The organism is Citrobacter amalonaticus (assembly GCF_001559075.2).
Classification (GTDB): domain Bacteria; phylum Pseudomonadota; class Gammaproteobacteria; order Enterobacterales; family Enterobacteriaceae; genus Citrobacter_A; species Citrobacter_A amalonaticus_F.
The window spans coordinates 775,809-789,896 of record NZ_CP014015.2 but is presented as its reverse complement, the minus strand read 5'-3'; the positions used below and the strand labels follow the sequence as shown (position 1 = coordinate 789,896).

Sequence of the window (14,088 nt, the reverse complement as noted above, 5' to 3'; positions counted from 1 at the left end):
TTCACGGGTGAAGTCCGACGGGCGCATTTTCATGCGTATTCAGGTTTGTTAATCAGGCATCATTTTCTTGATTAGCAGGGCGAATTGCGCACGTTCCTCGTCATTCAACCGTCCCAGAAACTCCTCATCCACCTGGTTTCCCAACGGCATGCTTACCTTCAGCAATGCTTCTCCATCAGGAGTCAGATAAACGAAGCGGCGACGTTTATCCAGCGGATCGTTCTCACGCCTCACCAGCCCACGCGTTTCCATCCGGCTCAGCATTTCCGCCAGCGTCGCTTTAGTACTGACGGCGGCTTCCATCAGGTTAACCTGTTCAATGCCGGGACGTTCCGCAATGGCACGCATCACCGCGTACTGTGGTTTAGTGAGATCCGGTAACGCGTGCTGCCAACGAGCCGTATGTCGCTGGAACAGTTGGCGTAACAGGTGAAACGCTTTATTCCGTAACTCCATGAAAACTCCAGGCTAAAAATCATTCCTTCTATCATAACGGGTAACGCCGCGTTTTTTAACGAGGAAATCTTAAGCTATACGTGCGAAAAAAAACGGGTGATCTTGTCGCCGTTGTTTCATCGGGGTAATTTAATTGAAAATGTTCGTATACGAACAAATTATGGAGTGATGAATGAGACTGATTGTGGGGATGACCGGAGCAACAGGGGCGCCGCTGGGCGTGGCGTTGTTGCAAGCGCTGCGGAAGATGCCGGATGTGGAAACGCATCTGGTAATGTCGAAGTGGGCCAAAACCACTATTGAACTGGAAACGCCTTACCGTGCGCGTGATGTCGCCGGACTGGCGGATTTTTGCCATAGCCCGGCGGATCAGGCGGCGACAATCTCGTCTGGTTCGTTTCGTACCGACGGCATGATCGTTATTCCCTGCAGCATGAAAACGTTGGCCGGTATACGCGCTGGTTACGCTGACGGTCTGGTAGGACGCGCAGCCGACGTAGTACTGAAAGAAGGACGCAAACTGGTGCTGGTGCCGCGTGAAATGCCGCTCAGCACGATACATCTCGAAAACATGCTCGCGCTTTCCCGCATGGGCGTGGCGATGGTGCCGCCCATGCCCGCTTTCTATAACCATCCACAGTCCGTTGATGATATTACGCAACACATCGTGGCTCGCGTACTGGATCAGTTTGCGCTGGAGCATCCGAATGCGCGCCGCTGGCAGGGGTTACCGCAGACACAGAATTTTTCACAGGAGAATGAATAATGGCATTTGATGATTTGCGCAGCTTTTTGCAGGCGCTCGACGACCAGGGGCAATTGCTGAAAATCAGTGAAGAGGTGAACGCGGAGCCGGATCTGGCCGCGGCTGCTAACGCCACTGGCCGTATTGGCGACGGCGCTCCGGCGCTATGGTTCGATAATATTCGTGGTTTTACCGATGCGCGTGTGGCGATGAATACCATCGGCTCATGGCAAAATCATGCCATTTCATTGGGCTTACCGCCGAATACGCCAGTGAAAAAGCAGATTGATGAGTTTATCCGTCGCTGGGATAAGTTTCCGGTCGCCCCGGAACGCCGCGCGAATCCGGCGTGGGCGGAAAACAGCGTGGATGGTGAAGAGATTAATCTGTTCGATATTTTGCCGCTGTTTCGTCTGAACGACGGCGATGGCGGATTTTATCTGGATAAAGCCTGCGTGGTCTCCCGCGATCCGCTGGACCCGGACAACTTTGGCAAGCAGAACGTCGGTATTTATCGGATGGAAGTGAAGGGCAAGCGTAAGCTGGGCCTGCAACCGGTGCCGATGCACGATATCGCGCTGCACCTGCACAAGGCGGAATCGCGCGGTGAGGATCTGCCGATCGCCATCACGTTGGGTAACGATCCCATCATTACCCTGATGGGCGCGACACCGCTGAAGTACGATCAGTCTGAATATGAAATGGCGGGGGCGCTGCGTGAAAGTCCGTATCCCATCGCCACTGCGCCGTTGACCGGGTTTGATGTGCCGTGGGGATCGGAAGTGATCCTGGAAGGGGTAATTGAGAGTCGCAAACGCGAAATCGAAGGCCCGTTCGGTGAGTTTACCGGCCACTATTCCGGGGGGCGCAATATGACGGTTGTGCGTATTGATAAGGTGTCGTATCGCAACAAACCGATTTTTGAATCCCTCTATCTCGGTATGCCGTGGACGGAAATCGACTATCTGATGGGGCCCGCCACCTGCGTTCCGCTGTACCAGCAACTGAAAGCGGAGTTCCCGGAAGTGCAGGCGGTCAACGCCATGTATACCCACGGCCTGCTGGCGATTATCTCGACTAAAAAACGCTACGGTGGTTTTGCTCGGGCGGTGGGACTGCGTGCGATGACCACGCCACACGGGCTGGGTTACGTGAAGATGGTGATCATGGTGGATGAAGATGTCGATCCGTTCAACCTGCCGCAGGTGATGTGGGCGCTGTCGTCGAAGGTCAACCCGGCGGGGGATCTGGTTCAGCTACCGAATATGTCAGTACTGGAGCTGGATCCGGGCTCCAGTCCGGCGGGGATCACCGATAAGCTGATCATCGACGCCACCACGCCCGTTGCGCCGGATAACCGTGGTCACTATAGCCAGCCGGTGTGCGATCTTCCGGAAACCAAAGCCTGGGCTGAAAAGCTGACTGCCATGCTGGCCAACCGTAAATAAGGAGCCTCAGATGATTTGCCCACGTTGTGCCGATGAACATATTGAAGTCATGGCGACCTCGCCCGTGAAAGGGGTCTGGACGGTGTATCAGTGCCAGCATTGCCTGTACACCTGGCGTGATACGGAGCCGCTACGTCGTACCAGCCGCGAACATTATCCGCAGGCGTTTCGGATGACGCAGAAAGATATCGATGAGGCGCCGATGGTTCCGAGTATTCCGCCGCTGCTGACAGAAGATAAGCGTTAACGGAGCGCCGGATGGCGGCTGACGCCTGATCCGGCCTGGGAAAGTACAGTACCGTTAGTGTGTAGGCCCGATACGCAAAGCGTCATCGGGCATTTCTTTTACACCAGACTCTTCAGCCGATAGATCCACTCCAGCGCCTGACGGGGCGACAGAGAATCCGGGTCGAGATTTTCCAGCGCTTCAACGGCAGGTGAGGTCTCTTCGGGAACGGACAACAGCGACATCTGGGTGCCATCCACCTGTGTTGCCGCCGCGTTCGGCGAAATGCTCTCCAGTTCACGCAGTTTCTGCCGCGCACGTTTGATCACCTCTTTCGGAACGCCCGCCAGCGCCGCGACCGCCAGGCCGTAGCTCTTACTGGCCGCACCGTCCTGAACGCTATGCATAAAGGCGATGGTATCACCGTGCTCCAGTGCGTCCAGATGCACGTTGGCGACGCCTTCCATTTTCTCCGGCAACTGTGTCAGCTCGAAGTAGTGCGTGGCAAACAGCGTCAGCGCTTTGATCTTATTCGCCAGATTTTCTGCGCACGCCCACGCCAGTGACAAACCGTCGTAAGTGGATGTCCCGCGGCCAATCTCATCCATTAGCACCAGGCTGTTCTCAGTGGCATTGTGCAGAATGTTGGCCGTTTCGGTCATCTCTACCATGAAGGTGGAACGCCCGGAGGCCAGATCGTCTGCCGCGCCTACGCGGGTAAAGATACGATCGATGGGACCAATCTCCACCTTCTGCGCCGGTACGTAGCTGCCGATATAGGCCAGCAGGGCAATCAGCGCGGTCTGGCGCATGTAGGTACTTTTACCGCCCATGTTTGGTCCGGTAATGATCAGCATTCTGCGCTGTGGTGAGAGGTCCAGAGGGTTGGCGATAAACGGCTCATTCAGTACCTGTTCCACCACCGGATGGCGGCCCTCGGTGATACGAATACCCGGTTTATCGCTGAAGGTTGGACAGGTGTAGTTCAGCGTATACGCGCGTTCGGCCAGATTCACCAGTACATCGAGTTCCGCCAGCGCACTGGCGCTCTGCTGTAGATCCGCCAGGTGCGGCAGCAGCAGGTCGAACAGTTCGTCATAGAGCTGTTTTTCCAGCGCCAGCGCTTTGCCCTTGGAAGTCAGAACTTTATCTTCGTACTCTTTCAGTTCCGGAATGATGTAGCGCTCGGCGTTTTTCAGCGTCTGGCGACGGACATAGTTGATTGGCGCGAGGTGGCTCTGCCCACGACTAATCTGGATGTAATAACCGTGTACCGCATTGAAGCCGACTTTCAGCGTATCCAGCCCGGTACGTTCACGTTCACGGATTTCCAGCCTGTCGAGATAGTCGGTCGCGCCGTCTGCCAGTGCGCGCCACTCATCGAGTTCTTCGTTGTAGCCTGGCGCGATAACGCCGCCATCGCGGACCAGTACCGGCGGTGCGTCAACGATCGCGCGCTCCAGCAGTTCCCGCAGTTCAGTGAATTCGCCCATTTTCTCGCGCAGCATCTGTACGGGGGCGCTGTCCACCGATTCCAGCTGTGCACGCAGTTCCGGCAGTTGCTGGAAAGCGTGACGCATACGGGCGAGATCGCGCGGACGGGCAGTGCGCAGTGCCAGACGGGCAAGAATACGTTCCAGATCGCCTACCTGGCGCAGCACCGGCTGTAACTCGCTGGTCGCATCCTGTAATGCGCCAATGGTTTGTTGGCGTTCAGTCAGGATTGTCGTGTCACGTACCGGCATGTGCAGCCAGCGTTTGAGCATACGGCTACCCATCGGCGTCACGGTGCAGTCAAGCACAGAAGCCAGCGTGTTCTCCACGCCGCCAGCCAGATTCTGGGTGATCTCCAGATTGCGGCGCGTCGCGGCATCCATAATGATGCTGTCCTGCTGGCGTTCCATGGTGATAGAGCGAATATGCGGCAGAGATGTACGTTGGGTATCCTTGACGTACTGCAACAGGCAGCCAGCGGCGCAAAGTCCGCGCGGTGCGTTTTCAACGCCAAAGCCAATCAGATCGCGGGTACCAAACTGCAAATTCAACTGCTGACGCGCAGTATCAATTTCAAATTCCCACAGCGGACGACGACGTAATCCTCGACGACCTTCAATCAGCGCCATCTCTGCGAAATCTTCTGCATACAGCAGTTCCGCCGGATTGGTCCGCTGCAGTTCGGCGGCCATCGTCTCGCGATCGGTGGGTTCGCTCAGACGAAAACGACCGGAGCTGATGTCCAGCGTGGCATAACCATAACCTTTGCTGTCCTGCCAGATGGCGGCGAGCAGATTGTCCTGGCGCTCCTGTAGCAGGGCTTCATCACTGATGGTGCCCGGCGTGACAATACGCACGACTTTACGCTCAACCGGCCCTTTACTGGTGGCCGGATCGCCAATTTGCTCACAAATGGCAACGGATTCACCCTGATTAACCAGTTTGGCGAGGTAGTTTTCGACCGCATGATGGGGAATGCCCGCCATCGGGATGGGCTCGCCTGCGGAGGCGCCGCGCTTAGTCAGCGAAATATCGAGCAGTTGCGACGCCCGTTTTGCATCGTCGTAAAAGAGTTCGTAAAAGTCGCCCATGCGATAGAAAAGCAGGATCTCCGGGTGCTGAGCCTTCAGCTTGAGATACTGCTGCATCATGGGGGTGTGGGCGTCGAGATTATCGATTGTACTCATGGAGTTGTGTCCAGTCCCTGAATGTAAATGGGTTGCGATACTTTTAGTTTTCGTTGTTATCGCATAAGGGGCACATGATAGCGGAGATACGCATTTCAGGGAAAGCCAGGATCGACGACTTCTCGATCCTTCTTCCGTTTCAGAATCTTACACCGATTGCTGCTGTCGCAATTCCGAGCGTCGGTCGCGTAACGCGGCAAACACAAACGCAACGATAAAGATAATGGTGAACAGCACGACGATCGTGGGGGCGGGGGCACTGTCGAGGAAAAACGACAGATACACACCTAAAAATGAGGTGACCACCGACAACCCCGTCGCCAGTAGCAGTGCGTGAGCAAAGCGTCGGGTGAGGAGAACGGCAATCGCGCCAGGGGCGATCAACAGGGAGATCGACAGAATGATCCCCACCGATTTCAGCGTCGCGACGATGGTCAGCGCAATCATGCACAGCAGCCCGTAATGCAGCAAGGTCGTGTTAAGGCCGCTGGCTTTCGCCTGATGTGGATCGAAGGCGTGCAGCAACAAATCTTTCCACTTGAGTGCAATGATCAGAGCGATACCCAGAGCAATGAACGCCGTTTGCCCAATATCGCTCAGCGAAATCCCCAGCATGTCGCCAAACAGAATATGATCAAGGTGAACCTCTGACTGGATAGAGACATAGAGCACCAGTCCGGCGCCAAACATCCCGGAGAAGACGATCCCCATGATGGTGTCGCGTTTGATCCGACTATTGTCGTCGAGATACCCGGTTGCCACCGCGCAGAACAGGCCGGCAATAAACGCGCCGATCGCCAATGGAATGCCGACAATATATGCCAGTACGATCCCCGGAAAGACGGCATGACTCATGGCATCGCCCATGAGCGCCCAGCCTTTGAGCACCAGAAATACCGACAGTAGCGCACAGGGAATCGCCACAAGGGCGGAGACGATCAGCGCATTGACCATAAAGTCGAACTGAAAGGGTTCCAGCAGGGGGGTCAGAAACATGACGACTCCTTACGTCGTGCGCGACGGCGGTTCGCCAGCAGGCCGTGTTTGGGGGCAAAAACGAACGCCAGCAGGAATAACACGGTTTGCAGCACCACAATGATCCCGCCGGTCGCCCCGTCCAGCCAGTAGCTGAGCCAGGCGCCGAAAAAACTGGTCACACTGCCGATCGCAACGGCGATCATAAGAAGGCGTGGAAAGCGGTCGGTCAGCAGCCAGGCGGTGGCGCCTGGCGTCACGACCAGGCAGATCACCAGAAATGCCCCCACGGTTTGCAGCGCGGCGACGGTGGACACCGATAACAGAGTGAAAAACAGCAGCTTCAGACGAGCCGGATGCAGACCAATGGATCGGGCGTGGTTTTCATCGAAAAAAGTGACCATCAGATCCTTCCACTTCAGCAGCAGGATGAGCAGGGAAACCGTGCCGATAATCGCCAGTTGCACAATGTCTTCCGGCGCGATGGCCAGCACGTTGCCGAGAATGATGGTCTGAATATTCACCGACATCGGGTTGAGCGACACCATAAACAGCCCGATGCCAAAGAATGACGAGAAGATCAGGCCAATAATGGCATCTTCTTTAAGTCGCGAGCGCTGGTTCAGAAACAGCATACTGCCTGCTGCCAGGCCGCCGGAGAGAAAGGCGCCGAGCGAGAAGGGCAAGCCGAGCATGTAGGCGCCGGCAACGCCTGGCACGATGGAGTGTGACAGCGCATCGCCAATCAACGACCAGCCTTTAAGCATTAAATAGCAGGAGAGAAAGGCGCACAGGCCGCCCACCATCGCTGATACCCACATCGCATTGAGCATGTACTGATAACCAAAGGGCTCTGTCAGCCAGTTCATGATGACTCTCCGCCGCCTGCCGTACGCCGGGAGATAAACGGGCGTTCGTCGTCGGTAATGATGTGCTCTTCGCCGCCGCTGAGCGCGACGTGGCGCAGGACGCCGCTGAACGCCAGTTCAAGGTTTTCGGCGGTAAAGGTGGTTTCGGTCGGGCCGCTCGCCAGCACGGTGCCTTTGATCATCACCGTATAATCACAGAATTCGGTGACTGACCCGAGATTGTGGGTGGAGACCAGCATGGTGCGCCCCTCATCGCGCAACTCGCGTAGCAGCGCAATAATGCGCGCTTCAGTTTTGACATCGACGCCGGTAAAAGGCTCATCCAGCAGAATGACCTGGCCATCCTGGGCGATGGCTCTGGCGAGGAAGACGCGTTTTTTCTGCCCGCCGGAAAGCTCGCCAATCTGTCGGTAGCGGTATTCCAGCATATCCACCCGCGCCAGCGCAGCGTCAACGCTGGCATGATCCTGAGCCTTCGGGCGACGCAACCAGCCCATATGCCCGTAGCGGCCCATCATCACCACGTCTTCCACCAGCACCGGAAACGACCAGTCGACCTCTTCGGACTGCGGGACGTAAGCAATCAGATTCTGCTTCAGCGCGTTATTCACCGGTTGTCGCAGGATAGAAATCTCGCCGTCGGCCAGACGAACAAAACCCATCAGCGCCTTGAACAACGTTGATTTTCCCGACCCGTTGACCCCCACCAGCGCGGCAATCGAACCGCCCGGCACCTGAAAAGTGGCATCGCGTAGTGCGGTATGACCATTGCGATACGTCACCGTCACCTGATTCACGGTAATCGCCGATTGACTCATTTCTGACTCCTCAGACCGTCATTGATGCCACTGACAATGGTTTCGGTCGTGACGCGCAGCAGATCGAGATAAGTGGGGACGGGGCCATCGGCGGCGCTCAGGGAATCGACATACAGCACGCCGCCGTAATGTGCGCCGGATTCCCGCGCGACCTGGCGGGCCGGTTTATCTGACACGGTGCTTTCACTGAATACGGTCGGGATCTGATGCGCTCTGATCGCATCGATCACTTTACGTACCTGTTTAGGCGTTCCCTGCTGATCGGCGTTGATCGGCCAGAGGTACAGCTCTTGCAGATCGTTATCGCGGGCAAGATAAGAGAACGCCCCTTCGCTGGTGACCAGCCAGCGTTTATCGGCAGGGATATTTGCCAGCGCGGCATGGAGAGGGGCCAGCGTCTGGTGAATTTGCGCTTTATAACGTTCGGCATTTTTCTGGTAAACCGCGGCGTTATCCGGATCGTATTTCGCCAGCGCGTCACGAATATTGTCGACGTAGATCATCGCGTTTTCCGCCGACATCCAGGCGTGAGGGTTGGGTTTTCCGTTATACGGGCCTTCGCTGATGCCCATCGGTTTCACCCCGTCAGACACCGTCACTTCCGGCACACCCGACAAATTCTGGTAGAAGCGGGCAAACCACAGCTCCAGATTCAGACCGTTAGAGAGGATCAGTTGCGCCCCCTGCGCTCGCTTAATGTCGCCCGGTGTGGGTTGATATTCATGAATTTCCGCGCCGGGTTTGGTGATCGAACTGACATTGGCCGCCTCACCCGCCACGTTTTGTGCCATGTCAGCAATGATCGTGAAGGTGGTAACGACATTGAGCTTCTCTTTGGCGTAAGCCGGTGACAGCACGAAGATGGCCAGCACAGCAGCCAGCAGAGACGAGGTCAGACGGGGGAGGTGCGACATAGTATCCCTCATAAAAAAAGTGGTTAATTATTCATCGAATATAGCCTTTGCTATGTTATATAGCACAAGGCATACATAAAGATAGTGTTAAATGAAAATAATTCTTATTTGAGTGGTTGGGAGATAGTGTGAAAAGGCGGCACGTCGGTGGAGAGGATGACGTGCCAGGCAATAAAAGCGTGACGGTGAGCTGTTAATCTTTCAGCGTGTTGGCGATTTTTGAAACTCAGTGACCGTTTCCCATGCAACCTGCTGTAAGACCTTTGCGGTTGCAGGCGTCATATCTGTATCGATGGGGAGTGCACCTCCTAAGGGAGACTGGTTGTACAACGTTGAAAAGAACACGCAGGCGGCTAAATAGGTACCAGCCATCGAAGGGTGCACGCCGTCATGGTAGTAAAGATTAATCTCCGGATGCATTTTACGTGCGTTGTCAAAGGCCAGTCCTACGGGGGCGACATAACCGCCTGTCTTTTGGGCAATCGACAGATAGGCATTGGCAAGTTTTTGCGTATCCTCTGGTTTATCCCGTTTTGCCCAGGTCATAAAGTAAACCACTTTTGAACCTGCTTTGTGCGCCATATCGGCCATTGTGGTGGCGGAGTCGACGAAATTCTGCCGGGTGCTCTCTTTTTTAGATATGCTCTCTGTTGAGTTTCCTTGAAGGATAACGACATCCCATTTCTGTAAGCTGTTCTGAAAAGCCAGATTGTTGATTTGCCAGCCTAAGTTACCGCTAGAGATAGTGATTCCCCGATACTTATAATCTTGAGCATGGTTTGGGAGTAAGGATTGAGTCAGATCCCGAAGCCGGGTATTAATATTGTTGTTATAAAAAGTGAAAGAGTTACCGTATAGGGCGATAACTCTATTTTCCCCATCCATTTTGGCATTTGGTGATGGCGCTAATAGCATGTTTGCATAGCTGTTTATGCTACTAATGGTCAACATGACTGCTGCAGTGAGCAACGCGATCCTTTTCATGTGTAGCCTCTTAGAAATCGTAACGGAGTCCAACAATGAGGGCATCATCATTGGTTTTTTGGTTTTTATTGGCGAACTCTTTATCGTAAGTGAATGATAACCAGGTATCACTAGCCAGAGTAATTTGCGCCTCAGCGCGCCAGTCTTCTTTTTCAGCGATATCTTTACCCTCTTCATTTAAAAAGCTATAACCACTTAGGACTTTCACTTTTCCAAAGTTATAAGAAATAAGGGAATCCAATCCTTTATAGTTATTGTCGCTTTTATCGTCACGAGAAATAGAGGTGCGCAATCCTGTGACAGCCAGTCCCCAGGCATTATAGTCAAGCTGTAGTCCGCCCATAATTTGATCGTTCTGATTACGGCCATCCGTCGTCACAACACCGTCCTGACGTTTGTAACGACTGGCGGCTATCGCTGGTGTTATTTTGAAATCACCAAATTTAAACGACTTGCGATAGCTCGCCATTGCGCCATAGTCCAGAGCCTCATTGTCACTATTACCATTGCCGGATATCCATGCCAGTTGGATTTCGTTACCCGCAAATTTAGCATTCCATTGCACCGTACCATCCTGGCGGTTGTACTGGTAAGAGTTATCGATGGTTGTAATGCCATAACTGTAGATATTGGGCGTGAAGTTTTTATACCTGTCAGTCATCTTAATGACCTGATTTAACGGGTTTTTTGTTCTGCCGGCGATCAGTTCTCCCCACGTTTTATTTGAAAAGCCAATGTATGCATAGCGGGATTCCAGATCGCTATCATCCGTATTATTGTCGTTTTTTTCAGTGCGAACCTGCCACTCCAGGCGGCCGACGATTTTCGTTTCGGGCAGTAAATCTAAATCTCGGGTGAGATAAATGCCTAAACGCCCTCCCAGATCGCTACGACTCTCGCTACCGGCAAAGGAGTTATTGCCGCTGGCAATTTTCCCTTCAACACGTCCATATATATCCAGCGTATTACCGTCTTTATTATAGACGTTTAAGGCAAATGCAGAAGAGCTCATACTTATCAGTAATAGTAGTGAATAGTGTTTTATTTCCATATCATCCCTCAAGAAAGTAACCCGGTCCTGACCATAAAAATAAACTGCGGGATGATTATTTATGGGAAAGAATTATGTTCGATATGGGAATTGTTTTTTCTCGCGATAAACTGTGACAGTTCACGCATAAATATACGAGAGTCCATTTTCTTATTAATGGTTATTATATTTGTGGTTGTTGTTTTTGATAGTTTGATTTTCCTTTTGTAGATTTTTTAAAAAATACTGTGAAACATATCGCACTTTTCATTTACCAAAGACATGATGATGGGAATATCACATTCTCATACTCTATTTTTCGATGGGAATTTCTTTTTCCCCTATAAATCAGGACGCAGATCCCGCAAACTTCATTAATCGCACTATTATTACGATGCTTTCATTACCGGAGAGGGGCCGTATGTACGGTAAGCAAACTACAGTATTTGATTCCGATCTCTATTCTTCACTGTTTACAGACGATCGGATGCGGGAAATATGGTCGGACAAGAATCTGATTCACTGCTGGCTGCGTTTCGAAACGACGGTGGCGCGTGTACAAAGTGAACTGGGGATCATTCCTGAGCAAGCGGCCATTGAAATTGAGCAGGCCTGCCATAACGTAACGCTGGACTGGCCTGCTTTAGCGCAGGGGACACAGTTGGTCGGTATGGCAATTAAACCGCTGATCGATCAAATCTCTGCTTCCGGTACGCCACTGGTGAGTCAATATCTTCATTGGGGATGTACTACCCAGGATCTCCTGGATTCCGGTCTGGCGATGCGGTTACAGCAGACATTGCAGTTGATATACCAGCAGTTGATTGATGTGGGGGAGGAGATGAAATCGATGACCCTGAAGTACTCTCGTACCGTCATGGTCGCGCGAACGAATTCGGTAGATGCGTCTGCCACGACCTGGGGGTTACATGTTTCAGGGTATCTGGCAGAGGTGAACCGACATCTACTTCGTCTGCAACAGCTCTATCCCCGTGCGATTACTGGTCTGTTTGGTGGGGCTGTGGGGAACCTTGCCTCTGTTGGCGCTCAGGGGATGGAAACACGTGCACGACTCATGCAGGCGTTGGGATTGAATGTTCCTTGTGGCATAAATAATGCCAGTCAGGATGCCATTGTCGAGGTAGTCCAGTGCTTCGCACTGATACACGGCACGATGTGTCGTCTGGCAAATGATGTGGAAACCATGGGGCGTACGCCCATTGCCGAAGTACAGGAAGGCGAAGGTGGTGGGGGGTCCAGCACCATGCCACATAAGGCAAACCCCAGGGCCAGTAATATGATTCAAACGTTGGCAAAAATGGGGTGGATGTATGCTTCAGGGGCACCAGCGATGTTGGATCAGCAAGATGTTCGTGCAGCCTCAATGAGAGTTCTGAACTGGACGATAGTACCTGAAGCATCAAATGCGTTATCGACCAGTCTGAAACGTGCAGAGAAGCTTCTTTCACATCTTATTGTTTATGAAGAGAAAATGCGCGAAAACTTTGATTGCTCGAAGTATTTTATTATGTCTGAATCACTGACGATGAGGCTCGCCACAAAAATTGGTCGGGAACAAGCCTATAACCTGGTGAAATCACTTTTAAAACAATCAGATGAAGAGAGCGGTTTTATGGCGATAGCGCAATCCAGTCCGGATATTCTGGCATCATTATCACAGGATGAGATTTTAGAAGCTTGTGAACCTCTTTCTTATATTGGCTGTAATGATGAACTGATTGCCGAAACTATCAGCAGATTTGAAAGTATTAAGACGACAGGCATCGCCTGAATTGTCCTGTGAGGGTTTCACCTGAGATCCTCCTGATTTCTACCTGGATATCAGGAGGCGGAAAATGTTTCAAAGAAAAGAAATAGTTCTTCAAGTTGTGCAAAATTACCTTCACTGTCACCTTTTTCATAAGCAAGGTGCAGAATAAGTTCGATAAAAAAGAAGCCAATAATTCTGCTTTGAAAGACGGACTGAGCATCGCTTGGAAGAACGAACTGTAGCTCACAGAATTTTCCGTAAGGATTAGCTTCAGAATTAGTGACTAATACAACGGTCGCATTTTTCTTTTTGAACCATTTTGCGATGTTGAGTGCGACGCGGTTAAAACGATAGTAGGAAAATACAATTAGTACATCATCTTCTTTAATATCTATCAGACACTTAGGGAGTTCGCTGATGTCAGTCGGCAAGAGGGAAATATTGCTGCGAAAATACTTCAGCAATGTACAAAAGTGTATTGCCATTGCATGAGATGATGATGGTCCAACGACATAAATGTGTCGCTGATCGTTCAACACCAGCTGTATGAAATCGTTCAGGTTGTTAATGTTTATGTTTTTTTTGAATCCAGCAAAGAGTGATGACACTTTTTGTGTGAATGCATCAACAATGTGTTCTGTAGTAATTGTGCCCTTATTACGTTGGCGGCTATTTTTTTCATAAGGTGCGGAGATTTTATTCTCAGAGAGCGTTGTGTCCAGTGCTCTTTTGAAATCCGCATAGCCAGTAAATCCAACTTTATTCAGGAATCGTCCAATAGTTGCCTTGCTAACCGAAGCATTTTGTGAAAGATCAACAATGCCATGATAAGGAAGCTCATTAAAATGCTTGTTAATATACTCGTTAAGTCGATATTCAGATTCCGTTAGTTCACCGATATCTTTCGTTAATGAATGATATTCATCAAGACTAAGTGTTTTCTTTCTGTACATACGGGCTACCAGGTCCATTTTTAAACACGATTGTTATAGGATAATACGCTTTTTGCGTCAATTGTGCTATGTACATTAATATAACCTGCTTTCCATAATTTCGTCATTGAATCACTCAAATGCAGATAAGGTGCGATCTTTCTCACAAAAAACATTGGGAAAACACCTTTCCCATATTTTATGCCTAGGGTGGTGATTACACTTAGAACTCAATATTA

Annotated in this window: 13 protein-coding genes; 4 read left to right on the top strand and 9 right to left on the bottom strand. The window is 51.7% G+C overall.

What is annotated here, in order from left to right:
* Positions 1-48: 48 nt before the first annotated feature.
* Positions 49-456, bottom strand: coding sequence for a MarR family winged helix-turn-helix transcriptional regulator (locus tag AL479_RS03800; RefSeq protein ID WP_061075111.1), 408 nt, complete (start codon positions 454-456; stop codon positions 49-51).
* Between the two features lie 172 nt (positions 457-628).
* Between AL479_RS03800 and AL479_RS03795 the strand changes: the two genes are divergently transcribed.
* Genes AL479_RS03795 through AL479_RS03785 form a run of 3 tightly spaced genes read left to right on the top strand, consistent with a single transcriptional unit; the run spans position 629 to position 2,896 of the window.
* Complete coding sequence (locus AL479_RS03795) at positions 629-1,222, top strand: non-oxidative hydroxyarylic acid decarboxylases subunit B (protein ID WP_061075110.1); 594 nt, start codon at positions 629-631, stop codon at positions 1,220-1,222.
* Entirely contained in the window at positions 1,222-2,649 is a 1,428-nt protein-coding gene (locus AL479_RS03790) for a non-oxidative hydroxyarylic acid decarboxylases subunit C (RefSeq protein ID WP_061075109.1), read from the top strand. Before AL479_RS03795 ends, AL479_RS03790 begins: the two co-directional genes overlap by 1 nt.
* Before the next feature lie 10 nt (positions 2,650-2,659).
* Positions 2,660-2,896 (top strand): non-oxidative hydroxyarylic acid decarboxylases subunit D, encoded by a 237-nt coding sequence (locus AL479_RS03785; RefSeq protein ID WP_061075108.1) that lies wholly within the window; start codon positions 2,660-2,662, stop codon positions 2,894-2,896.
* Between the two features lie 98 nt (positions 2,897-2,994).
* On the opposite strand, the gene mutS is transcribed toward AL479_RS03785, so the two are convergent.
* The 7 genes from mutS to AL479_RS03750 form a co-directional block, all read right to left on the bottom strand.
* Positions 2,995-5,556, bottom strand: coding sequence for a DNA mismatch repair protein MutS (mutS, locus tag AL479_RS03780; RefSeq protein ID WP_061075107.1), 2,562 nt, complete (start codon positions 5,554-5,556; stop codon positions 2,995-2,997).
* A 147-nt stretch (positions 5,557-5,703) separates the two neighbouring features.
* Positions 5,704-6,552 carry an iron/manganese ABC transporter permease subunit SitD gene (sitD, locus tag AL479_RS03775; protein WP_061075106.1) on the bottom strand — a complete coding sequence of 283 codons (849 nt, stop codon included), beginning with the start codon at positions 6,550-6,552 and terminating at the stop codon, positions 5,704-5,706.
* Positions 6,543-7,400, bottom strand: coding sequence for an iron/manganese ABC transporter permease subunit SitC (gene sitC, locus AL479_RS03770; protein ID WP_042999577.1), 858 nt, complete (start codon positions 7,398-7,400; stop codon positions 6,543-6,545). The genes sitD and sitC overlap by 10 nt, the downstream gene beginning before the upstream one ends.
* Positions 7,397-8,218: an iron/manganese ABC transporter ATP-binding protein SitB gene (gene sitB, locus AL479_RS03765; RefSeq protein ID WP_061075105.1), complete on the bottom strand. Its 822-nt coding sequence runs from the start codon at positions 8,216-8,218 to the stop codon at positions 7,397-7,399. The genes sitC and sitB overlap by 4 nt, the downstream gene beginning before the upstream one ends.
* Positions 8,215-9,132 (bottom strand): metal ABC transporter substrate-binding protein, encoded by a 918-nt coding sequence (locus AL479_RS03760; protein WP_061075104.1) that lies wholly within the window; start codon positions 9,130-9,132, stop codon positions 8,215-8,217. The genes sitB and AL479_RS03760 overlap by 4 nt, the downstream gene beginning before the upstream one ends.
* A gap of 201 nt (positions 9,133-9,333) precedes the next feature.
* Entirely contained in the window at positions 9,334-10,116 is a 783-nt protein-coding gene (locus tag AL479_RS03755; protein ID WP_061075103.1) for an SGNH/GDSL hydrolase family protein, read from the bottom strand.
* 10 nt (positions 10,117-10,126) lie between these two features.
* The gene (locus tag AL479_RS03750) at positions 10,127-11,167 is read right to left on the bottom strand and encodes a porin (RefSeq protein WP_061075102.1); all 1,041 of its coding nucleotides are present in this window, start codon (positions 11,165-11,167) and stop codon (positions 10,127-10,129) included.
* Between the two features lie 400 nt (positions 11,168-11,567).
* Between AL479_RS03750 and AL479_RS03745 the strand changes: the two genes are divergently transcribed.
* Positions 11,568-12,938 carry a class-II fumarase/aspartase family protein gene (locus AL479_RS03745; RefSeq protein ID WP_061075101.1) on the top strand — a complete coding sequence of 457 codons (1,371 nt, stop codon included), beginning with the start codon at positions 11,568-11,570 and terminating at the stop codon, positions 12,936-12,938.
* Positions 12,939-12,988: 50 nt separating this feature from the next.
* Here AL479_RS03745 and AL479_RS03740 read toward each other — a convergent pair whose 3' ends face one another.
* The gene (locus tag AL479_RS03740) at positions 12,989-13,870 is read right to left on the bottom strand and encodes a MurR/RpiR family transcriptional regulator (RefSeq protein ID WP_061075100.1); all 882 of its coding nucleotides are present in this window, start codon (positions 13,868-13,870) and stop codon (positions 12,989-12,991) included.
* Positions 13,871-14,088 lie beyond the last annotated feature (218 nt).